Source organism: Promineifilum sp. (SeqCode) (assembly GCF_041918635.1).
In the GTDB taxonomy this organism is placed as follows: domain Bacteria; phylum Chloroflexota; class Anaerolineae; order Promineifilales; family Promineifilaceae; genus Promineifilum.
In genome coordinates this window covers 1-21762 of record NZ_JAYRVJ010000122.1, presented here as the reverse complement: position 1 = coordinate 21762, position 21762 = coordinate 1, and the positions used below count along the sequence as shown (strand labels likewise).

At 66.7% G+C, this 21762-nt stretch carries 24 protein-coding genes; 14 read left to right on the top strand and 10 right to left on the bottom strand.

Going from position 1 to position 21762, the window contains the following annotated elements:
* A partial coding sequence (locus tag ACE3UY_RS04195; protein WP_374686300.1) for a xanthine dehydrogenase family protein molybdopterin-binding subunit occupies positions 1-1398 on the top strand: 1398 nt, incomplete at its 5' end.
* Between the two features lie 12 nt (positions 1399-1410).
* On the opposite strand, the gene ACE3UY_RS04190 is transcribed toward ACE3UY_RS04195, so the two are convergent.
* Complete coding sequence (locus ACE3UY_RS04190; RefSeq protein WP_374686299.1) at positions 1411-1737, bottom strand: hypothetical protein; 327 nt, start codon at positions 1735-1737, stop codon at positions 1411-1413.
* 251 nt (positions 1738-1988) lie between these two features.
* On the opposite strand from ACE3UY_RS04190, the gene yqeB reads away from it, so the two are divergent.
* From yqeB to ACE3UY_RS04160, 6 genes are all read left to right on the top strand, one after another.
* Positions 1989-2804: a selenium-dependent molybdenum cofactor biosynthesis protein YqeB gene (gene yqeB / locus ACE3UY_RS04185; protein ID WP_374686298.1), complete on the top strand. Its 816-nt coding sequence runs from the start codon at positions 1989-1991 to the stop codon at positions 2802-2804.
* The gene (locus ACE3UY_RS04180; RefSeq protein ID WP_374686297.1) at positions 2801-3739 is read left to right on the top strand and encodes an alpha/beta hydrolase; all 939 of its coding nucleotides are present in this window, start codon (positions 2801-2803) and stop codon (positions 3737-3739) included. The genes yqeB and ACE3UY_RS04180 overlap by 4 nt, the downstream gene beginning before the upstream one ends.
* 25 nt (positions 3740-3764) lie before the next feature.
* The gene (locus ACE3UY_RS04175; protein ID WP_374686296.1) at positions 3765-4292 is read left to right on the top strand and encodes a DinB family protein; all 528 of its coding nucleotides are present in this window, start codon (positions 3765-3767) and stop codon (positions 4290-4292) included.
* A gap of 70 nt (positions 4293-4362) precedes the next feature.
* Positions 4363-5298, top strand: a complete 936-nt coding sequence (locus ACE3UY_RS04170; RefSeq protein WP_374686295.1) for an alpha/beta hydrolase — start codon at positions 4363-4365, stop codon at positions 5296-5298.
* Complete coding sequence (gene yqeC / locus ACE3UY_RS04165) at positions 5298-6653, top strand: selenium cofactor biosynthesis protein YqeC (RefSeq protein WP_374686294.1); 1356 nt, start codon at positions 5298-5300, stop codon at positions 6651-6653. The genes ACE3UY_RS04170 and yqeC overlap by 1 nt, the downstream gene beginning before the upstream one ends.
* Before the next feature lie 129 nt (positions 6654-6782).
* A complete protein-coding gene (locus ACE3UY_RS04160) occupies positions 6783-7325 on the top strand; it encodes a M48 family metallopeptidase (RefSeq protein ID WP_374686293.1) in 543 nt (180 codons plus the stop codon).
* Positions 7326-7327: 2 nt separating this feature from the next.
* Here the strand turns inward: ACE3UY_RS04160 and ACE3UY_RS04155 are convergent, their stop codons facing one another.
* Entirely contained in the window at positions 7328-7816 is a 489-nt protein-coding gene (locus ACE3UY_RS04155) for a flavin reductase family protein (protein WP_374686292.1), read from the bottom strand.
* A gap of 33 nt (positions 7817-7849) precedes the next feature.
* Positions 7850-8815 (bottom strand): hypothetical protein, encoded by a 966-nt coding sequence (locus ACE3UY_RS04150; RefSeq protein ID WP_374686291.1) that lies wholly within the window; start codon positions 8813-8815, stop codon positions 7850-7852.
* Between the two features lie 151 nt (positions 8816-8966).
* Between ACE3UY_RS04150 and arfB the strand changes: the two genes are divergently transcribed.
* The gene (arfB, locus tag ACE3UY_RS04145; RefSeq protein WP_374686290.1) at positions 8967-9398 is read left to right on the top strand and encodes an alternative ribosome rescue aminoacyl-tRNA hydrolase ArfB; all 432 of its coding nucleotides are present in this window, start codon (positions 8967-8969) and stop codon (positions 9396-9398) included.
* A 59-nt stretch (positions 9399-9457) separates the two neighbouring features.
* Here the strand turns inward: arfB and ACE3UY_RS04140 are convergent, their stop codons facing one another.
* The 7 genes from ACE3UY_RS04140 to ACE3UY_RS04110 form a co-directional block, all read right to left on the bottom strand.
* Positions 9458-11932, bottom strand: a complete 2475-nt coding sequence (locus ACE3UY_RS04140) for an ATP-dependent Clp protease ATP-binding subunit (protein WP_374686301.1) — start codon at positions 11930-11932, stop codon at positions 9458-9460.
* Between the two features lie 258 nt (positions 11933-12190).
* Positions 12191-12616: a pyridoxamine 5'-phosphate oxidase family protein gene (locus ACE3UY_RS04135; RefSeq protein ID WP_374686289.1), complete on the bottom strand. Its 426-nt coding sequence runs from the start codon at positions 12614-12616 to the stop codon at positions 12191-12193.
* A 32-nt stretch (positions 12617-12648) separates the two neighbouring features.
* Positions 12649-13512 (bottom strand): glutamate racemase, encoded by an 864-nt coding sequence (gene murI / locus ACE3UY_RS04130; RefSeq protein WP_374686288.1) that lies wholly within the window; start codon positions 13510-13512, stop codon positions 12649-12651.
* Between the two features lie 9 nt (positions 13513-13521).
* Positions 13522-14202 (bottom strand): SRPBCC domain-containing protein, encoded by a 681-nt coding sequence (locus ACE3UY_RS04125; protein ID WP_374686287.1) that lies wholly within the window; start codon positions 14200-14202, stop codon positions 13522-13524.
* Between the two features lie 57 nt (positions 14203-14259).
* Complete coding sequence (locus ACE3UY_RS04120; protein WP_374686286.1) at positions 14260-14877, bottom strand: DUF1997 domain-containing protein; 618 nt, start codon at positions 14875-14877, stop codon at positions 14260-14262.
* A gap of 72 nt (positions 14878-14949) precedes the next feature.
* Complete coding sequence (locus tag ACE3UY_RS04115) at positions 14950-15513, bottom strand: polyhydroxyalkanoate synthesis regulator DNA-binding domain-containing protein (protein WP_374686285.1); 564 nt, start codon at positions 15511-15513, stop codon at positions 14950-14952.
* A gap of 139 nt (positions 15514-15652) precedes the next feature.
* A complete protein-coding gene (locus ACE3UY_RS04110; RefSeq protein WP_374686284.1) occupies positions 15653-16033 on the bottom strand; it encodes a phasin family protein in 381 nt (126 codons plus the stop codon).
* 213 nt (positions 16034-16246) lie between these two features.
* On the opposite strand from ACE3UY_RS04110, the gene ACE3UY_RS04105 reads away from it, so the two are divergent.
* From ACE3UY_RS04105 to ACE3UY_RS04080, 6 genes are all read left to right on the top strand, one after another.
* Positions 16247-17065 carry a helix-turn-helix domain-containing protein gene (locus ACE3UY_RS04105; protein WP_374686283.1) on the top strand — a complete coding sequence of 273 codons (819 nt, stop codon included), beginning with the start codon at positions 16247-16249 and terminating at the stop codon, positions 17063-17065.
* Between the two features lie 26 nt (positions 17066-17091).
* Positions 17092-17520 carry an SCP2 sterol-binding domain-containing protein gene (locus tag ACE3UY_RS04100; RefSeq protein WP_374686282.1) on the top strand — a complete coding sequence of 143 codons (429 nt, stop codon included), beginning with the start codon at positions 17092-17094 and terminating at the stop codon, positions 17518-17520.
* Positions 17521-17556: 36 nt separating this feature from the next.
* Positions 17557-18942 (top strand): O-antigen ligase family protein, encoded by a 1386-nt coding sequence (locus ACE3UY_RS04095; protein ID WP_374686281.1) that lies wholly within the window; start codon positions 17557-17559, stop codon positions 18940-18942.
* Between the two features lie 99 nt (positions 18943-19041).
* Positions 19042-20283 (top strand): Wzz/FepE/Etk N-terminal domain-containing protein, encoded by a 1242-nt coding sequence (locus ACE3UY_RS04090; protein ID WP_374686280.1) that lies wholly within the window; start codon positions 19042-19044, stop codon positions 20281-20283.
* A 7-nt stretch (positions 20284-20290) separates the two neighbouring features.
* Positions 20291-21298, top strand: coding sequence for a tetratricopeptide repeat protein (locus ACE3UY_RS04085; RefSeq protein ID WP_374686279.1), 1008 nt, complete (start codon positions 20291-20293; stop codon positions 21296-21298).
* A 3-nt stretch (positions 21299-21301) separates the two neighbouring features.
* A partial coding sequence (locus ACE3UY_RS04080; protein WP_374686278.1) for a hypothetical protein occupies positions 21302-21762 on the top strand: 461 nt, incomplete at its 3' end.

The window sequence follows — 21762 nt, the reverse complement described above, 5'->3', positions numbered from 1 at the left end:
CGCGAGGAGAGCATCATCGGCCACCACAAGCGCCACCCGGCCTGGATCAAGACCAAGTGGGGGGCGACGCGCGATGGGCTGATCACCGCCGTCGAGGCGGAACTCATCCTCGACAGCGGGGCCTACACCTACACCAGCCCCAAAGTGCTGGGCAACGCTAACCTGATGGTCAGCGGCCCTTACACCATCCCCAACGCCCACATCGACAGCTACGCCGTGACGACCAACAACGTGCCCGGCGGCGCGTTCCGCGGCTTTGGCGGGCCGCAAGGCGCGTTCGCCGCCGAGTGCCAGATGAACAAGATGGCCGAGGCGCTGGGCATCGACCCGGTTGAACTGCGGCTGAAGAACGTCCTGCGCGAGGGCAGCCTGCTGACGACGCAGACGCCCATCCCGCCCGGCGTCAGCATGGCCGAGGTGATTGAGGCGTGCGCGGAGGCAGCTAACTGGCAGGGGAGCAGGGGAGCAGGGGAGCAGGGGAATTGGATTGGAAGGTCGTTATTTCAGACGTTGCCGGCGAGTCCGGGGAGCTTGCGGCGTGGGCGGGGCGTCGCCTGCGCCTTCAAGAACGTCGGCTTCTCCTTCGGCGCGCGGGAACAGTGCGAGGCGATCATCGAGTTGCACGGCGGCAAGGAGATCGAACGGGTTGTGCTGCGCCACGCCGGGGCCGAAGTAGGCCAGGGGGCGCACACCGCCTTTATGCAAATGGCCGCCGCGGCCGTCGGCGTGCCCGTCGAGCGCGTCGAGATGGTGCTGTCGGATACGGCCACCAGCGGCAACTCCGGCTCTGTGTCGGCCTCGCGCATGACCTTCATGGCCGGCAACTCCATTCGCCAGGCGGCCGAAGAGGCGCTGGCAAAGTGGACGGACGAAGACCGCCCGGCCATCGCCCACACCACCTACTACCCACCGGCCACCCAGCCCTACGATCCGGAGACGGGCTACTCCATGCCTAACTTCACCTACGGCTACGTGGCCGAGATTGTCGACCTGACCGTGGACGTAGAGACGGGCCACATCCACCTGGATCGCGTCGTCTGCGCCGACGACGTGGGCAAGGTGATCAACCGCACCAACGTCGAGGGGCAGATCGAAGGGGCGGTCGTGCAGGCGTTCGGCTACGCCGTGATGGAGAACCTCCAGGTGCGCGACGGCCGTATCATCACCCCCTACCTGAGCCAGTATCTCATCCCCGGCATCCGCGACATCCCCGGCCGGGTCGATTCGGTGCTGGTCGAAGTGCCCGACCCGCTCGGCCCGTGGGGCGCGCGCGGCATGGCCGAGATGCCCTTCATGCCCCTGGCCCCGGCCGTCGTCGCCGCGCTGCACGACGCGACGGGGGTGTGGTTCGATGAGACGCCGTTGTTGCCGTGGCGGGTGGTGGAGGGGTTGCGGTAAATCGTGATTGCATCAGACGTGCTGTAGATAGGGCTCATCGCGAATGTAGCTCAACGATTGGCCCAGATAGGGCAACGGCGCAAGGCCATGCCAGCGGCGCAACAAGTGATAGGCCGGGGAAGTCAGCAGGCGGCACGCCTCGACGGCCTCGGCCCATTCCGGCTTGCGAATCTCGTCAATCGTTTCCGGCCAGGGAATCAACCCAAAGTCCCAGGCGGAGCAAAGACGGGCCAGGAAGTCTACTCGGTCACCCAGAGTCGACAAAGCGGTTGGCGGTTCTTCGTCCGGGTACAGTGTGCCATCAATCCAGTTCGGGGCGGAATCACTTTCAAAGGGCATTCAAGAACTCCTCGCGGAACCAGCGGCGAATCGGCTTGCCCGGCTCATCCATGAACCGATTATAACCGATATTTGGCTACAGTTATTGCGGGTAGCGGTGTGCCCTTCATGCCCCTGGCTCCGGCCGTCGTCGCCGCGCTGCACGACGCCACGGTGGTGTGGTTTGATGAGTTCACACTGACAACTTGTTCGCGCACCCCAGTGTTCTCTGTGCTTGCCTCCTTCCCTGCGTCCCGCTACCATATTCCCCCATGCTCTTCCCCGACCACCTCATCCTCCTCCGCGGCGGCGGCGACCTGGCTACCGGCGTGGCCTACCGGCTGCACAAGGCCGGCTTTCCCCTCATCGTCCTGGAACTCCCCCACCCGCTCGTCGTCCGGCGGCGCGTGGCCCTGGCGACGGCCGTGCTGGAGGGCGAAGTCGCCGTCGAAGACCTGCGCGCTGTCCGCGTGGAAACGCCGGAACAGGCGCGGGTGCTGGCGCTGGACGGCGCGATCCCCGTCCTTGTCTCGCCCGAACTCCCCCCTACCCTTCTGAACTCGTCGCTCGTTGTTGACGCCCGCATGGCGAAACGCACCCTCGACACCCGCATCGACCAGGCCCCGCTGGTCGTCGCCCTCGGCCCCGGCTTCACCGCCGGCGTGGACTGTCACGCCGTCATCGAGACCAACCGCGGCCATCGTCTCGGCCGCGTCATCTGGCAGGGACCGGCCGAATCCAACACCGGCACGCCCGGCGTCGTCGGCGGCAAGGGGGCGGAGCGGGTGCTGCGCGCCCCGGTCGCGGGCGTCGTCGCCTGGGACAAAGAGATTGGCGACCGCGTCCGCGAGGGCGAGAGGCTGGGCGACGTGGCCGACCGGCCGGTCGTCGCGCCGTTCGACGGCGTCGTGCGCGGCCTGATCGCGCCGGGGACAGCTGTGCCGGCGGAAATCAAAATCGGCGACGTGGATCCGCGCGGCGACGTGGACGCCTGCTTCACTATCTCGGAGAAGGCGCTGGCTATCGGCGGCGGCGTGCTGGAAGCGATCTTGACCCATCTATCGACCCAACAAGGGAGGGAAAGTTGAACCGCAGAGTGTGGCTAATTCTCGCTATCGTCATCCTGCTGCTGGTCGCGGCCGACGCGGCCGCCAGCTGGTTCTTCTCCGGCATCATGATCGCCTCGCCAACCGCGTCGCTCGAGGAGGCGCGGGCCGATACGGGCGACCCGGCCGACTACGGCCTGCCGGAGCCGGAAGAGGTGCGCATCGATACGGGCGAGGTTACCCTGGCCGGCTGGTACTTCGACAACCCGCAAGACGGCGATTGCGGCGTCCTGTTCATGCATGGCTTCACCGGCACGCGCTACCAGGCTCTCTATTTCGCGCCACTCTTCTGGGAGCGCGGCTGCGACCTGCTGGCCTACGACCACCGCGGCCACGGCGACAGCACGCCTGCCTTTCACACCTACGGCTTCCACGAGAAGGACGACGCGCTGGCCGCGCTGCGGTGGTTCGAGCAGCGCAGCGGCCTGGACGAGTCCCAGATCGGCGTCGGCGGCGTCTCCTATGGCGCGGCGACGGCGCTGCAACTGGCCCCCATGATCCCCGAAGCGCCCTTCGTCCTGGCCGACTCCTCCTACAGCAGCGTCGCGGCCATCGTCAGCGTGCGCGCCGAGGCGCGCTTGGGCCGCGCGCTGGGGCGGCTGCTACTGCCCGGCGCGCTGTTCGCGGCCGAACGGCGGGCCGGCTTCGACGCCGCGGCCGTCTCGCCCGAAGCGGCCATCGCCGAGGCGCAGATGCCCATCCTGCTCATCCACTCCCGCACCGACGGCTTCACGCCCGCCGCCCACTCCGAGGCCATCTACGCTAACAGCGATCAGAGCCGCACGGTGCTGCACGTCAACGAGTGGGGCTCCGAGCACGCCTCCGACATCGGCACGGACTTCGCCGCCTACCGGCAGTTGTTCAACGCCTTTATGGCCGAGTACGCGCCCGACTTTGGCCTACCGGTTGCCCAGTAAAAGAGAGTTCAAGGAAAGAGTTCAGATGGACGCTACCCTGAAGCTGGCGATTTGGCGGCAATTTGGAGCTGCGATTGATTATCTATCGGACACCGTGAGCGCCTGCCCTGAAGCGCTTTGGCTCTCTCCCTTGTATGATGATCCTCACGGGATACCGGAATTCTCGCAGTTCTGGTATCGCGTCTACCACACGCTGTTCTGGCTCGACCTGTACCTCTTCGGCTCGGAGGAGGGCTTTCTGCCACCCGCCCCTTTTACATTGATCGAGCAGGACGACGATGGGCCGCTGCCCGAAAGGCCCTACACCAAAGAGGAACTCCAGGGCTACCTCCGTCTCTGCCGCGAACGATGCCGGACGACGATTGAAGCGCTGACTGACGAGATGGCCTGGCGGCGCTGCCAATTCCCCTGGGGCGAAGTCACTTTCGTAGAGTTGCTACTATACAACATGCGCCACGTTCAGGATCATGCCGCGCAGTTGAACCTGCTGTTCGGCCAGCGAGTAGGCCCTACGCCAGACTACGCCATCAAGGCCAGGAGCGAAGCCTCCTGACCTAGTGTACTGGCAAAGGCCGATCGGCGATTGAGCGAGACTCGCTGACGGCTTGTCAACAAGGTTGCGAATGAAACGAAAAAGCGTGTGGGTAATCCTGGGCGTCGTCGCCCTGTTGCTGGCGCTGACGTATGGCGCCGCCAGTTGGTACTTCTCCGGCCTCATCCTTGACGCCCCGACGCAGAGCATCGCTGAGGCGCGGGCCGAGGGGGACACGCCGGCCGACTTCGGCCTGCCCGAACCGGAAGAGATTGCCATCGACGCGGGCGAGGTAACCCTGGCCGGCTGGTACTTCGACCAGGAGCCGGACGCCGGCTGTGCCCTGCTGTTCCTCCACGGCTTCCGCGGCACGCGCTACCACGTGTTCGACTGGGGCCGCCTGTTCTACGAGCGCGGCTGCGACGTGCTGGCTTACGACCACCGCGGCCACGGCGACAGCACGCCCGCCTTCCACACTTACGGCTTCTACGAGAAGCAAGACGCCGTCGCCGCGCTCGACTGGCTGGCCGGGCGAAGCGGGCTGGATCGTTCGCAGATCGGCGTCTTTGGTGTCTCCTACGGCGCGGCTACCGCCCTGCAGATGGCTCCCCTGGCGCCCGGCATCGCCTTCGTCGGCGCGGACTCAGCCTACAGCGAACTGGACGAGATCCTCGGCTATCAGGCCCGGCAGCAGTTTCCCGGCCTCGCGCCGCTGCTCCTGCCGGGGGCGCTGGCGATCGCTGAACTGCGGGCCGATTTCGACGTTCAGGCCGTCGCGCCCGAACGAACCATCGCCGACGCGCCAATGCCCGTTCTGCTTATCCACTCCCTGACCGACGAGTACACCTTCTCCACCCACTCTGAGGACATCTACGCCAACAGCGACCAGAGCCGCACCGTGCTGCACCTGACCGACCGGGGCGCGCCCCACGCCCGTGACATCAGCACCGATTACGACGCCTACAGCCAACTGGTGGATGACTTCCTCGCCCAATACGCGCCGGAGTTCGGCCGAGCGCCCCAATAGTGGACGAGCCGCACTGGACATTGCGCGCCGCGCTGGGCCTGGGCCAACGGCCGGAGTTGGTCGCCCTGGTCGGCGGCGGCGGCAAGACCGGCCTGCTGTTCGCGCTGGCCGCCGAATTGCCCGGCCGGACGGTCATCACCACGACGACGCGCATCTTCGCCGCGCAGATCCGCTTGGCTCCGGCTGTCTGCTACGCCGACGATCTGGAGCCGCTGGGCCGCCTGCTGGACGCCCACCGCGTCTGCCTGGTCATCAACCGGGTCGAGGGGGACAAGGCGCTCGGTGTGCCGCCCGATCTGCCCGCGCGCCTGCTCTCCCGTCCCGACGTTGACACTGTGCTCGTCGAGGCTGACGGCTCGCGCATGCGGCCGGTCAAGGCTCCGGCGGAGCACGAGCCGGTCATCCCACCGGGCATGACGCTCGTCGTGCCGGTCGCCGGCCTGGACGCGCTGGAGGGGCCGTTGGATCGGGTCGCGCACCGACCTGAGATGGTGCGGGCGTTGCTGGAAGAACCGCCGACGGCCGACGGCCGACCGCCGCTAAAAGATGGGCGGTTGACGCCGGCCGGGCTGGCGCGGCTGTTGACGCACCCGAACGGCGGGCTGAAGGGCGCGCCGGCTGACGCGCGGGTCATCCCCTTTCTGAACAAAGTGGAGAGCGAGAGCCGCCTGGCAGCGGCGCGCACGGCGGCGCGGCTGATGCTGCGTGAGCCAAGGGTGTCGCGGGTCGTGCTGGCCTCGCTGCACTCGGATCAGCCGGTACGGGAGGTGCGGCGGCGGGTGACGGCCGTTGTCCTGGCGGCCGGCGAATCGCGACGCATGGGGCGTAACAAGCTCCTCCTGCCCTGGGGCGATAGCACGGTGTTGGGGCGCACGCTGGCAAACGTCAGGGCGTCGGACGTCGATGACGTGCTGCTGGTCACCGGCCACGAGCGCGAAAAGGTCGAGGCGATCATCACCCAACACCCCACATTTTGCATTCACAATGGCGACTATGCGAATGGCATGCTGTCCTCGGTGCAGGCCGCTCTGCGCGCCCTACCGGCACAGACAGAGGCTATTCTGGCTATATTGGGCGATCAGCCGATGGTCGAACCGGCGGTGCTGGACGCGCTGTTGGCCGCCTATGCCGCGACGCCTAAAGGGCTGGTAGCCCCCTACTATCGCGGCGCGCGGGGCAATCCGGTGATCATTGACCGGCGCTACTTCGATGAACTGCTGGCGCTGCCGCCCGACGCCGCGCCGCGGGCGCTGCTCCGGCGTCACCCCGACGACGTTCGCCCGGTCGAGGTCGAGAGCGAGGCCATCCTCCACGACCTCGACCGGCCGGAGGAGTATGAGCGCTGGCGGCCGTAGCGCAGACAGGCTGTGTTACAGGGACGGTTCGTAGTTAGGCAATTCATTGCCTGACTACGAAGGAACACAGCCTGACAGGCTGTGCTACAATCGCCTAAGATGGCCTGTGAGACGGCCGGCGGAGAGTCGATGGCGGATAAGAACCAAGAGACAGAGTGGCCGGTGCGGATCATCCGCAGCACGCAGCGGCGCAAGACGGTCGGCGCGCGACTGGAGAATGGCGTGCTGGTCATCCGCGCCCCGGCGGCGATGAGCGACGCCGAACTGTCGCCCATCATCGACAACCTGCGTCAGCGTATGCGCCGCCGCAGCGCCCGCGCCGCCGCCCAGACAGACGCGGAGTTGGCGCAGCGGGCCCAGGAGTTGAATCAGAAGTATTTCGGCGGGCACCTCCAGTGGCGCTCCATCCGCTACGTCACCAACCAGAATAGTCGCTTCGGCAGTTGCACGCCGGAAGATGGCACCATCCGCCTCAGCCACCGCCTGGCGACCATGCCCGCCTGGGTGCGCGACTACGTCCTCGTCCACGAACTGGCCCATCTCGTCGAGGGCAATCACGGCCCGCGCTTCTGGAAGCTGGTTAACCGCTACCCACTGACCGAGCGGGCGCGCGGCTATCTGATGGCCGTCGGCCTGGAGGGGCTGGACGGCGACCCCGGCGACCTGGGCTGACGCTACTTCATGACCCGGTAGCCCCGATTCCAATAGACCAGCGGCTTCACGTCCGGGCGGGGCACGCCGCTGGCCTGCACTTCACCGATGTAGATAGTGTGGCTGCCGGCGGCGAAGCGCGAGTAGACGGTGCAATCGAGCCAGGCCAGCGCGTCGTTCAGCACAGGCGCGCCGGTGGCCGCCGTCGTCCACTCTCCCACGGCGAAGCGATCCTCGTCCTTGAGCCAGGCGAAGCGGTTGGACATCTCCATCTGGTCGTGGGCCAGGATGTTGACAGCGAAGCACGCCCCGGCCGTCTCCAACAACTGGTGAGCTGTCGCCCGGTGGTCGATGGAGACGAGGATGAGCGGCGGATCGGGCGAGACGGAGGCCAAGGAGGAGACGGTCAGGCCGTGCGCGACCTCCGAGGCCGGCGACTTGATGGTGACAACCGTCACCCCCGATGGGAAGTGGCGCATCACGTCGCGGAAGTTCTCAGACGAAATGGGCATGTGGTTGATCCTTATGAAGAAGTGATCCGCAGATTACGCAGATTTAGCAGATTTTTCAGGGAAAGCGGACGCGGGCAAGCCAAGGGCGCGCCGCACGACCGGGGCGATGTCGGTCAGATCGGTAATGGCCGCGGCGTGCGCGGCGTGGTCGGGGCCGAGCAGAATGGTCGGCACGGCGTTGCGCGTGTGTTGGCGGTGGCCCTTCTCCTCCAGGTTGCCGTGATCGCTGGTGATGATCAGCAGGCCGCGCGCGTCGTCCCAGGCGGCCAGCAGCCCGCCCAGAGCGGCGTCGATGGCCTCCAGGTGGGCCACGGCCTCGGTCAGCGTGCCGCGGTGGCCGGCCTGGTCGGTCGGCCAATGCTCGAAGAAGCTGAACTCGTAGCCGGCGGCCAGCGCAGCGATGCGCTCGCCCGCCTCGGGCAGCGTCAGGACGGGCGCGTCGGCATAGCCCAGGAAGTCACGCCAGCCCTGGCCGGTGAAATCGGGGCTGACGGCGCGACCGGCGCGCAGATCGTCTGCACCCCGCAGCGGCAGCCCGGCGCTCGTCGCCGCCAGCGGCACGGCTGAGAGCAGCCGCTTGCCGCTCTCCACCGCCTCGAAGTAGCGCTCCGGGTAGGGCGTCAACAGCGCCGCCCGCCCGCCGGCCGCCAACACCTCGGCAAACAGCGTACCCTCGCGGATGATGGCGCTCACCGCGGGGTTGGGTTTGGGACCATAGTGTTCGCCGACGAGGCGGGGCGCATTCCGGCCGGTCAGGATGGCGGTCTGGCCCGTGGCGCTCTGCGGCCGGCCGGGCATGTTGAGCGTCGCGTCCGTTGGCGCAAGCGAGGCGCGGGACGTCGTGATGCGCCCCTGGCCGGCCAGATACCAGCCTTCGCCCAACAGCCCGGTCAGGTGAGGCATGGCGGCCGAGACGAACGGGTTCACCGTCGGGTCAGGCCCACCCAGCCCAACGCCGTCCATGAAGAAGATGTGGACGAAAGCGCGTCTATCAGCCATTGTCATCCATCAGGGCTTTCTCGATAATCCTAGCATAAGATAGTGAAGAGGAACACAGAGAGACACAAAGGAGCTATGGCTTCCTATCTGTGGAACGCTGTGCCATCTCGGTGGAACTCAGTGTTCCTCTTGATTCCTATCAACGATCTCTATGGAACCGGAACTTATTCTCATCAATGAAAACCTGGCGCTGCCCGCGGCCGAGTTGCAGTTTCGCTTCACGACCGGCGGCGGGCCGGGCGGCCAGCACGTCAACAAGACGGCCACCCGGGTAACCTTGCTGTTCGACGTGGCCGCTTCGCCCAGCCTGGACGAGGAGACGCGCGCGCGCCTGCTCGACCGATTGGCCGGCCGCCTCGACCGGCGCGGCGTGCTCCAGATCTCCGCTCAGGAATCGCGCAGCCAGTGGCAGAATCGGGAGGCGGCCGTGGCCCGGCTGCAAGCGCTGCTGGCTGCGGCACTGGTCGAACAGCCGGAGCGCCGCCCCACCCGCCCCAGCCGCCGCGCCCGCCAGGAACGCCTGGACGACAAACGCCGCCGTAGCACCCTGAAACAGGCGCGACAGCGGCGCTGGGACGATTAAGAGAAGACATCCACAGATTTCACAGATTATCAGAAAGCATTCTGTGGATGCTTCTTTCTTTAAGCGCTCTCGATGAGTTCCTCGACCGGGGCCAGCGGCGCGGGGGCGCTCTCCAGCAGGATGAAGTCCAACTGATCGTCGGCCACGTCAATCCGCACGCGGTCGCCGGTCTTGAACTCGCCCTTCAACAGGCGCACCGACAGCGGGCTTTCCACGTAGCGCTGGATGGCTCGCTTCAGCGGGCGCGCGCCGAAGTCCTTGTCGAAGCCCTGCCCCGCCAGCCAGCGCAGGGCCGGCTCGGTCAACTCGATGCTCAGATTACCCTGGTCGGCCAGCCGCACCTGAACATCCTTGACCTGCAACTTGACGATCTCGACCACATCCGCTTCCGTCAGCGGCTCGAAGATGATGATCTCGTCGATGCGGTTGATGAACTCCGGCCGGAAGGTCTGCTTCAGCGCCTCCTCGATGCGCTTGTGATCCTCGCGCTCGGCAGCGGCCATACCGGCAAAGCCCAGCGCGCCCGACCGCTTCACAAACGACGTGCCGACGTTGCTGGTCATGACGATGACGGCGTTGCGGAAGTTGACCACGCGCCCCTGGCCGTCGGTCAGGCGGCCGTCGTCCAACAACTGGAGCAGCGCGTTCCACACGTCGGGGTGAGCCTTCTCGATCTCGTCGAAGAGCACCAGTGAATAGGGCCGGCGGCGCACCTGCTCGGTCAGCTGCCCACCCTGCTCGTAGCCCACGTAGCCCGGCGGCGCGCCGAACAGGCGGCTGACGGTGTGCTGCTCGCGATACTCGCTCATGTCCACGCGGATCAGCGCGTCCTCGTCATCGAACAGAAACTCGGCCAGCGCCTTCGCCAACTCCGTCTTGCCCACACCGGAGCTGCCCAGGAAAATGAACGAACCGATAGGCCGGCGCGGGTCGCTGAGGCCAGAGCGGCTGCGGCGGATGGCGTCGGCCAACGCGGCAATGGCCCGCTCCTGGCCGATAATGCGCTCGTGCAGGCGCTCTTCCATGTTGAGCAACTTTACCGCCTCGGTCTCCAGCATCTGCGAGATAGGGATGCCCGTCCAGGTGGAGATCACCTCGGCCACGTCCTGCTCATCCACGATCTCGTCCAACCGCTGTTCGCCGCGCCAGGCGTCCCGCTTGGCGTTGAACTCCGTCTCCAGCCGCAGGCGGTCCGCCTTGCTGACCTGCGCCCGCTCGTAGTCGCGGGCGGCGCTCGCTTCCTCCTCGGCGGCCGTCAACTGATCGATCTCGGTCTTGAGCTTCTTCAGTTCGGGCGGCAGCGTGTGCAGGGCGACGCGCAGCTTGGCCGCGGACTCGTCCATCAGGTCGATGGCCTTGTCGGGCAGGCGGCGGTCGGTCACGTAGCGCGACGACAGCTTGGCCGCGGCGACCAGCGCAGCGTCGGAGAACTCCACGTTGTGGTGGGCCTCATACCGGTCGCGCAGGCCGCGCAGCATGTCGATGGTGTCTTCCACCGACGGCTCATCGACGAACACCGGCGCGAAACGGCGCTCCAGCGCGGCGTCGCGCTCGACGTACTGGCGGTACTCGTCCAACGTCGTCGCGCCGACGCACTGCAACTCGCCGCGGGCCAGCGCCGGCTTGAGCATGTTGCTGGCGTCCATCGCGCCCTGGGCCGAGCCCGCGCCGACGACGGTATGCAACTCGTCGATGAAGAGGATGATCTCGCCCTGAGCGCGCTGGATCTCCTCCATGGCCGCCTTCAGGCGCTCCTCGAACTCGCCGCGGAAGCGGCTGCCGGCGATCATGGCCCCCAGATCGAGGGCCACGACGCGCTTGTTGAGCAGATTCTCCGGCACGTCGCTGATGATGATCTTCTGCGCCAGCCCCTCGACGATGGCCGTCTTGCCGACGCCCGCCTCGCCGATGAGCACCGGGTTATTCTTGGTGCGGCGGCTAAGCACCTGGATGACGCGCAGGATCTCGGAGTCGCGGCCAATGACCGGATCGAGTCGGCCATCGCGGGCCATCTGCGTCAGGTCGCGGCTGTACTTCTCCAGCGTCCGGTAGCGGCTCTCGGCCTGGCGGTTGGTCACGCGCTGGCCGCCGCGCAGCTCCTTGATGGCGTCCAGTACCCGCTCGCGGGTGATGCCGAACTCCTGGAGGATGCGCGCCGATGGCGTGTTGCGCTCGCTCAGGATCGCCAGGAAGATGTGCTCCGTCGAGATGAACTCGTCCTTCAGGCGGTTGGCTTCCCCCTGCGACAATTCGAGGACGGTGCGAATGCGTGGCGTGTAGAACACTTGCCCCACCCCACCGCCATAGACCGATACTTTGGGACTGGCGCGCAGTTCGCGATCCAGCCGCTCCTGCATCTGCATACTGTCCGCGTTCAGCGCGGTCAGGATTTGTGGAATGGCCCCATCCTGCTGCTCCAGCAGCGCCAGAAAGACGTGCTCCGTGTCCACCTGCGTGTGGCTATAGCGCTGGACGATCTCATAGGCGCGCGCGGCGGCATCCTGGGCCCGTTCCGTAAAACGATCGAATCGCATCATGCTCTATTCCTTGAAGAAGAGGTATCCGCAGATTTAGCAGATTACGCAGATTTTTCCATGAGAAGTAACCGCGGGTCTGCTCCAGCTGAGGATAGCTTGTCGCTAAGTCTCGTTGCCTCTTATGAATCAATACGCAACAGGGACGCTAAAAGAGGCACAAAAGTTGCTACCCAGTATGGAAGTATATGGCATCATGATAGGATTCACGTAAGACCGGCGTGAGTTGGGCGGCAGGGGCGGGTTTGAAACCCGCCCCTACAGGACGCGAATCCCTTCGCCGGCGTCGTAGCCGTCGCCCCAGGCCATGATCTTGAACGGCGTAATCTCGATCAGCCGCCAGTCGGCCGACTCGTCGTAGCGGAAGTCCCATTCGTATTTGTGGTAGAAGTGCTCGGCCAGGCTGTCTATTTGCGCGCGGGTGGCGGTGTGCGCCTCCCCCTCGATGATAATAACGTTGGCCGCGTCGGGTAGGGCCAGCGCGACGTTCTGATTCTGATACAGGTTGGTGTACTTCTGGGTTTGGCTGCCGGTGCAAACGTAGAGCTTCTCATCGAGCCAGACGTACCAGAGGGGGGTCAGATGGGGGCGACCGTCGCCGCGAACCGTCGCCAGCCAGATGGTGCTCTCCCGGCTCAACCGGGCCTCGATGGCTCGCCAGCGAGCAGGGTTCCGTCGTCTCATGGTCTGTCGAGCCTGGCGTCACTGAATCGTGATCAGGGCACGCGCCTCAACTTCACTCCCTGGCCGGCCCACCGCACCGCCGTCGTTGGGCAGCGGCTGCCCAACAGGCGGGCGGTTAGCGCCGTCAACTGCTCCGCGTCACCGCTGGTGAAGCAGTGCAGCGAACCGGTTTGATCGGGCGGGGCAGCCAGTTGACGTTGTTGTAGCACATTTGCCGTTTGCCGGGCAACTGCCGGCGCGGGGTCGAGGATGGCTACACCCTCGCCGGCGATCTCCTCCAGGAGCGGCCGGATGAAGGGGTAGTGCGTACAGCCGAGGACGAGCGTATCGACGCCGGCGGCCAGCATGGGATCGACGACACGCTGCAGAAGAGCGCGCGTCTCCGGCGCGTCCAGCTTGCCCGCCTCGATCAACTGCACCAGACCGACGCAGGGGTCTTCGTGAACCTCGATCCCTCCGGCGAAACGGGCCATCAGGGCGGCGTAGCGGTGGCTGTTGAGCGTGCTGGGGGTAGCCAGGACGCCGACCTTGCCGCTGCGGGTCAGCGCCGCGGCCGGCTTCACGGCCGGCTCCATGCCGACGATGGGGAGGCGTGGGAAGCGCTCGCGCAGGAAGTCGAGGGCGGCGGCCGAGGCGGTGTTACAGGCGACGACGATGAGCTTGGCCCCGCGCCGCTGCAAAAAGCGGGTGATGCCGGCGCTGAAGGCGCGCACCTCTTCGGGCGGGCGCGGCCCATAGGGGATGTGGGCCTGATCGGCGAAGTAGAGCAGGCGCTCGGCCGGGAGTTGGGCGCGCAAGTGGCGCAGGACGGACAGGCCGCCGACGCCGGAATCCAGGACGCCCAACGCGCCGGCATGTTCCGGGACGGGAAGCAAGGTCGCGTCGTCCTCAGCCATGCCTCACCATCAGCCGGCGTCCGGCCCCGTCGCGCCCGGCCGGTGCGCCTGTTCCAACAGATCGGCGACCTCGTGGGCAAGGCGATGCGTCCGCCGGCGGTCGAGTCCGCGCAACAGCAGAAGGAGGGCCACCAGCGCGCCGAGCAAGACCGCCGCACTCCGGCCCGCGGCCAGCCAGTGGGGGCCGCCCGCGGCCGGCGCAGCCGGTTGAGGCGCGTCCAGCGTCGAGGTATAGGTGCGCGTGCGCATGGCGACCTGTTTTTCCAGCCCCTCCAGGGCGCGGCGGGCGAAGGCGCGGGCCGTCGTCTCCAGCAGGCGGCCGGAGATGGCGGTCAGGCGGCCGCCCACGTCGATCTCGGCTTCATAGCTCAGGCTGGTGTGGCGATCGGCGCCGTTGGCCGCGCCGTCCTCTAGCGAGACGCGCCCGTGGCAGTTGATCAGGCCGCTAGGGCTTTCGCCCTCGGCGCGGAAATCGAAGCGCGTGAAGGGGATGACGCGCTCCAGCAACAGTATGCCCTCGAACCGCTCGGTGACGGCGCCAACGCGCAGGTCAAGGGCGACCCGATACTCGTTGGCGGCGACCGCCTCGAACGTCTCACAGCCGGGCAAGGCTTGTTGCAGCGCTAGCGGGTCGTTGAGCAGCGCCCAGAGGAGATCGACGCCCGCGGCAAAGGTTTGGCGTCCTTCCATCTTCATCGTCGGCCCCCATCAGAAAAAATTATCCGCAGATTTCGCAGATTTGTCCTGTTAACTCTTTTGGCCGAACTGGTTGGCCTCGGCTGACGTCAGGCCGCGCGCTGCCAGCCACTCCTCGACCAGCCGGCTCGCCTGGCCAGCGGGCAGGTCGTCGAATGCTTCCAGAGCGCTCTCCATGAAGCCGTCGGCGATCTCTTGCACGCGGCCGGAGGAGATGCTCTGGGCGATGCGGTCAACGACACGTTTGGGAACCATGCGCAGGCCGCGCGGCCGGGTTAGCTTCGACTGGAATTGAAATTGGTAGAAGATGGTTGTCCCATCCTCGGCCGGCGCCAACCGGGCGGTGCTGGAGTAGTAGCCATAGCCGGTCGTGGCGTTCAGCGTGGCGTTCGCCTCCACTTCCTCACACCCGGCCAGGGGCCGGATGATGATGGTATAGCTGTCGGGGTTGGTCTGCAATTCTAAGTCGCAATAGATGTTGATCGTGTAAGCGCCCAGTTCGACCGTCTGGAAACGGATGCGCACCTTTTCGGCGCTGTAGGTCTCGACAACACTAATGTGGGGCAACAGGCGGGCCACCCGGCTCAGGTCGCTGAAGTAGACCAGCGTCGTCAGAGGGTCGGCCGGAAACGAGAACGTCCGTTGGACAGTGCCGTTCAGCGTAATCATCGGGTGCTACAGTGAGTCATCGGTCTGGATGAATGGCCTGGCGGTGCGGGCCGTGGGTCACGTGGGGCAAGGTCAGGGTAGCGGCTCCTTGGTTTCCCCTGGCATCATGCTTTCGAGTTTGGCCGAAAGGGCCTCGATCTGGCCGTGCAGCCGTTCCAGCTCCTCGCGGGTGGGCACGCCATGCTCGACAAGCAGCTTCTCCAGGTCGATCAGGCCCGACGTCTCCGGCGGAGCGAACATCGGGGAGAGCAGCTTATCGCGCAGGCGCAGCCCCTCCTCCCGGGCCAGGTCGCCCTTGCTGATCAAGTGCTGGACGCGGCGATCGATCTCTTCATCGACGTGACGCCACAAGTCCAGTGGTAACGTTAAGCCGCGGCGCAGGGTGCTAAGTGTGTCCCCACCGGCGCGCACCAGGTTGGTTAGCACCGATTTCGGCAGGAAGCCGCGCTGAAGTTTTTCTTGCTCGAAGATGATCTGGGTCAGGACAACGGCCGTCAGGTCTTCATCCGTCGCGTGATCCATCACGGCGACTTCCTCGCCGGCGCGTATGAGCGCGGCGATCTCGTTCAAGGTGATGTAACGCTTGGCCTCCGTATCGTAGAGTTTGCGATTCGGATATCTTTTGATAACGGGCATGTCGCTTCTTCCGGCCTAACCTTTTGGCAATACACCATTATATGTACGAATAGGGGCAGATGCCAACGTCGTGCGGCACGGCCGCGCGTCGCGAAGTGCCCCGCGCGTTACCCGCTGACGGCCGGCGACAGAAGCCGCATCAACGCCGGCCGCCGGCCACCAGTTCGTCTACCTTGCGGCTTAACTCGCCGATCTTCTCGCTCAGCGTATCCAGTTCAGTCTTGGACGGGATGTTCATGCGCGCCAGGAGGTTTTCGACGCGCTTGTCGAACTCTCCTTCGGCCCGCTTGGTGCTATCCTGCACCATCTTGACGCGCCGCTCCACCACATCGTTGAGCAGCCGGCGCGCATCGCTGTCGGCGATCTCGCCTCGCTCGACCAGCTTGCCGACGAAATCCTCGATCTGCTCCTGGCTGAGCGCCATTGCGCCAATGCTCGCCATGAGCACGCGGCGCAGGCCCGCCAGCAACGTATTCGCCGACTCAGCCGCCTGCTCCGGCACATCGATTCGATCCGTCATGGTCAATCCTCCTCCGCGCGCCGCGCACCCGGCCGGCGGCAATACCGCGCGGCGCCACTATGACGCAGCGCATTATGGAGCTATACTAACATATGCGGTCGCGGGCTGTCAACGAACGGCGCGCCGCGCGGGTAGTAATTACTTGGGCAGTGAACTAACAGCTATAATGGGCCAAGTCACAGAACGCTAGACATACCGGGCCGAGGAGATGCCATGACCAATAACGACACCGACACTCTGCTGTCCGCCGAGATGCGGGAGCGGGTTGAACAGATAGCCGCGACGCGGCCGAATATCGACGGCCAGCGGGCCGCCGCGCTGCTGGCCGTGGACGCAGGCCAGCGCTACGCGGAGGCCGCCGCCGCCAACGGCCTGACCGAAGGCCAGGTGGGCTACATTGTGCGCAAGTTCCGCGAACAGGGGTTGGACGCCTTCCCGCCGGCCGGCGAGGCCGCGGAGCCGCAACCTGTCGCGGCCGACGACGAGGCCGCCCAGTTGCGCGCTCTGAACGATGAACTGAACGCGCGTGTGGCCGAGCTTCAGCAGATGGTGGACGAGCAGCGCGGCGGCGACGCCGCCCGCTCGCCCCTCCGGCTGCTGACGATGATCCGCGACAACCTGCAGAAGTTGACGCCGGAGATGCAACTCGACGTATTGCGCAACTTCCAGGGCATGTCGGCCGAAGACCTGCTCGATCTGGACACCTGGAAGGGGATGGCCTACATGATGGCCTATTCGGCCCGCTTCCAGGCCGGTCAGGTGCGCGACAAAGTGAGCGGCGTCATCAACCAGGTCGTGCCGGAACCCATCCAGCCCGGCCGGCTGTGGCAATTGGGCAAATCCGGCCTGGATCGCGTCACACCCGAGTTCGCCAAGCAGATTCTTGGCACGTTCCAGGGGGCGACGCGCGAGGACTTGATGGACCCGGACACCTGGAAGGGGGTCTGGACGATGATCAACTACTCACTCCAGTTTCAGGCGGAGCAACTGAAGCAACGCCTGAGCCACTCGAACGACACCCAATCTGACTAGCGACCCGGTCACCTCAGGATAAGCGCATGCCCATCTACGCCAGCGACGCCCAACTCTATCGCTGCTTCGAGACGCTGTTCAGCCAGATTGAGGAACACGATCCCCAGGCGGCCAACGCCCTGCTCAAAGCGTCGCTGGCTATCCGCTTCAATTGCACCAAGCCGGCGGCGGCGATCACCATCGACGCGCGCCGCGCTCCTGTGCAGGTGCTCTATGGGCCGGCGGCGCTCAAGCCGACGGTCGAGGTGGGCCTGACGGCCGACACCCTGCACTGCCTCCTGCTGGGCGAGTTGCGGCTGCGCAAGGCCATCGGCCGGAATTTGCTCGACCTGAAGGGGCCGGTCTGGAAGACGATGGCGCTGGCCGACCTCTTCCACCACGCCCAAAACCTCTACCCGGCGGTGCTCCAGGACAACGGGTTGCCGGTCACGTGCCCGGAGCTTGGGCGCGGTTGACCTACAGACGGCCGCCCGCCGGGGCCAGACGCGCCGATGCCGGTTGAGCAGTACACCTCCGAACGCGCCACCGTCGCCCTGAGGCGCGTGGCCGATGTCGCGTTCGGCCTCTACCTGATCTTACTGCTGGGGGCCAACAGCGTGGCCGCGGCCGGTGGGCCGCCGGCCTGGCTGCCCCTGTGGCGCTTGCCGGCGGCCGGCGGTGAGTGGCGCGGCGTGGGCGTGATTGGCCTGCTGCCCCTCGTCTCGATGGCCGCCTGGCTTCTCCACCGCCGCGCCACGACCGGGCTGGGCGCGTTGGGCTGGGGGTGGACGCGCCCCGGGCGGCCGCTGGCGCTGCTGGCGGCTGTGGCGTTGCTCAGTCTGGCCCGCTCCTGCTTCGGCGACGCCTGCGATGCGGCCGGGATGGCCCGCCTGGCGCTGCTCATCGGCCACGGCGTCTGGGTCTATCTGTACGTGGTCAATGAAAAGCCCAACCTGTTCTGGATCGTGGCCGCCATCATCGTCCTGCAAGCGGGCGCGGCCATCGGCCAGTTCGTGTGGCAGCGCGAGTTGGGGCTGGGCTTCCTGGGCGAGCCGGCGCTCGACCCGGCCGTGAAAGGCGTCAGCGTCGTCATGCGCGGGCCGGAGCGTTGGCTGCGTGGCTACGGCTTGACCAACCATCCCAACACCGCCGCCGGCACGCTAGTGACGGCGCTGCTCATCCTACCCCTCTGCACCCCGCGGGCGGGCCCGTGGGGGCGCGTTCTGGCCGGGTTGGTCTTCGCTCTGGGCGTGGCCGGCCTGTTGACCACGCTGGCCCGCTGGGCCGCCGTCTGTCTGGCGCTGGGATTGGCCGTCCACGCGCTGCCCTGGCTGCGCGCCCTGGCCGCCGGGCGGCGGCCGCCGCGCCACGTCGTCGCCACGGCTGGCCTCGTCGCCCTGGTCGGCGTGCTGTTCCTGGGAGTCTACGGCGATGCCGTGGTGGGCCGCGCCGTGGCCACGGAAACGCCGGTGGAGAACCGCTCGCTCTGGGAGCGCGAACGGGATACGCAGATCGCCTGGCGGCTGCTGGCGACCGAGCCGTGGACGGGCGTGGGCTTCGGCCAGTACGTGAGCGCAGCGCGCGTCCACGACGCCTGGGCGGAGGTCGTTCACAACACGCCGCTGCTCTGGGGCGCGGAGTTGGGCGTGGTGGGGCTGCTGTTGTGGGGCTGGCTGGTGGCTGCGCCCGTCCTGCGGCGCGGCGCGTTCTCCCGCCACGCGCCCTATACGGCGCTGTGGCTGGGCTTCTGGCTGCTGGGACTTCTCTACCCCGCCCCCCACCCCCTGTTCGAGTTGCGTAGCGCCTTGCTGGCCGGCCTGGTCGTGGGGTTGGTCGCCCTGTCCACAGCCCCGACCGGTGGACGGCCACGGGGTTCGTTCCCGTCACAGCATGGGTAGCCGCCCACCTGTTAAGTCTGCGCGGTCGAATTTGCCCCCCCTCTTCCCCTCATGTAAGATAGCCTGTTGGGGTTATTTGGATGCTCCTTCGGAGGCTACATGGACGAAACGATTGACCTGCGGCCCTATGTGGAGGCCCTTGTGCGCCACTTCAGGGTTATCGGCGGAGCCGTCATCCTGGCTGTCGTGCTGGGCGTGGCGTTCTTCCTGCTCAGCAATAAGTATGAGGCCGCGGCCTTGGTCACGGTTCCCGAACCGTCGCAACAACTACAGTTCGATCCCCGTATCACAACCACGATACGCTCAACACAATTGCTGCCCATCTATCCCCAACTGGCCCTGAGCGATGACGTGCTGGCCCGCCTGTTGGAGACGGCCGGAGAGATCACCAACGGCGAGATCGTCTCGCCGTCTCAACTGTACGATGTGCTCGAGGTGCGCGCCACGGATGCGCGCATGGTGCGCCTGTACGCCACCGATTCCGACCCGGAAATCGCCGCCGCTCTGGCCAACGCCTGGGCCGATGAGTTCATCCTCGCCGTTGAACGGGTCTATGGAACCGGCGGGACGAACTTCTTTACCGACCAGTTAGCCAAGGCCAGCGCGGAACTACAGGCGGCCGAGGACGCGCTCGTCGCCTTCCAGCGAGCTAACCGCCAGGGCATTGTGGACAACGAATTGGCGTCGCTGATCCAGCTACAGATGTCGTATTTGGCCGAGCAGAACGCCTTTCGGCTGGCGCTGGATGACATTCAAACCTTGCGCGTCCAACTGGAGAACAACGGCACCGACGTGGTCACGCTGGCCGACCAGTTGACGGCGCTGACGCTACAATTGCAGGCTTATGATGCGCCCGTGATGAGCACCACGCCCATGCCGCAGCAGCGGTTCCAGCTGACCATCGGCGCGGACGCCCAGCCGACGACGGCGCAACGGGCCGAGCAACTGCAACGGCTGGAGGCGCTGCGTGTGTCCATCGAAGCCGGCCTGGCCGCGCGCGAGGCGCAACTGGTCGCCCTGGAGCCGCAGATCTTCGCCGTGCAGACGGAGAAGCAGCAGCTATTCAACGAGGGCGAGCGGCTCCTCCGCCGGCGCGACATCGCCCAGGAGACGTACGCCACCCTGGCCCGCAAGGTCGATGAGGAGCGAGTCGCCACGCGGGAGACGCTGGCTCGTCTGGCCAGCCAGGCGGCCGTGCCCGAACGCCCGGCGCGCCCCAATCCCTTCCTGCTGCTGCCCCTGCTCGCCGTCGCCGCCGTCTTTGTCAGCATAGCCGCCATTATCCTGATGACCTGGTGGCGAAACGCCCAGCCAATCGCCGCGGTTCAGCCGGAGGGGTGAGTGCGTGGTGGTCGCATCGAGGCGGGTGAACGTGCGGAGCCTGGGGGGGCTGGCGTTGCTGCTGGCGCTGGCCGGTTGGCTGGCGTTGAACGGCGCGGCGCTGCGCGGCGCCTGGCTGCGCAACCTTGGCTTTCTCAACCTGAACGAGGCCCGTGGGCCTGCGCCGGCCGACGCGGCGTCGGCTGAGGCTGCGGCAGCGATCCACCAGTTGACTGAGGCCACCCGCCTCGATCCGCGACCGGCTTCTCCCTGGCGGGCCTTGGGCTACGCGCATCTGGCGCAAGCGCAGGACGAGGCAGCCATCCGGGCCTGGCAACAGGCCCCCGGCATGGCCGCCGAACTGATCGCCAACGGCCAGCAGGCGGAGGCCGCCAACCAACCCGAAACGGCGCTGGCCTGGTACCGGCGGGCGACCGCAGTGTCGCCGTCAGACCCAGAGGGCTGGCTCCATCTGGGGCTGCTCCACGAAGGGCGCGGCGACTGGCCGGCGGTCACGGCCGTCTACGAAGCGGGGCTTGAGGCTCAAGCGGCGGCGGGGGCCGCCAACAGCGACCTGCTCTTCCGGCTGGCCCGCGCCCATGCCAATCTGTCGTGGCCCATCGACTACACCGCCGTGTTGGACGCCAGCGACCGCGCCCTGCAGCTGGATCAGTTCCAGCATGACTGGAACCGCGTCCAGAATCGCTACTTTCGCGGCGTGGCCTTGCAAGGCTTGGGCCGAGACAGTGAGGCGCTGGCGGAGTTCGCGTGGGTGGCGGAGCGGCTGCCCGACGACTACTGGACGCTCGTCCGTCTGGGCCAACTAACGTGGCAAGTGCAAGGGGATGCCCGCGCCGCCGAAACGCACCTGCTGGCCGCCCTACGCGCGCGCGGCGACAACAAAGCGGCCTACCTCGCCCTGGGCGAGGTGTATTGGCAGACGGGCCGGCAGGACGAAGCGGTCGAACTCTACCGCGCCGTCTTGCGGCTAGACCCCGGCGACGCGACCGCCGCCGCCCGCACCCAGGAGCCGTAAGCCGTGTCCACGCCGCCCTCGCCATCGACCGCCACCCGCTTTGTCCGCCGCTCGGTGCTGCTCAACGGTCTGTTCGTCGCCGAGGGCGCGGCGATGTTCGTGCTGGACATGGGGCTGGCCGCCGCGCTGGGGTTGGGGGCGCAATCCGACATTCTCTACGCCGCCTGGAGCCTGCCCATGACCATCGGCCGGGGCATGTTCCAGAGCTTGACCAACTCCTTCATGGGCCTGTTCGCCGAGGCCGACGACCGGACGGCGGCCTATAACCAGGCCATTACCGTCATCGGACTCGTCGCGCTGCTGGCCGCGGCCCTGATGTCGGCCGGCGCGCGCTGGTGGTATCCGCTCAGCGTGCCGGGCGCGTCGGCCGAGACGCGGCTGGCCGGGCAGCCCCTCGCCGCCGTCCTGGCCTGGCTCATCTTCCTGCTGGCGCTGGCCGAGACGTTCCGGGCCATCTACTATCG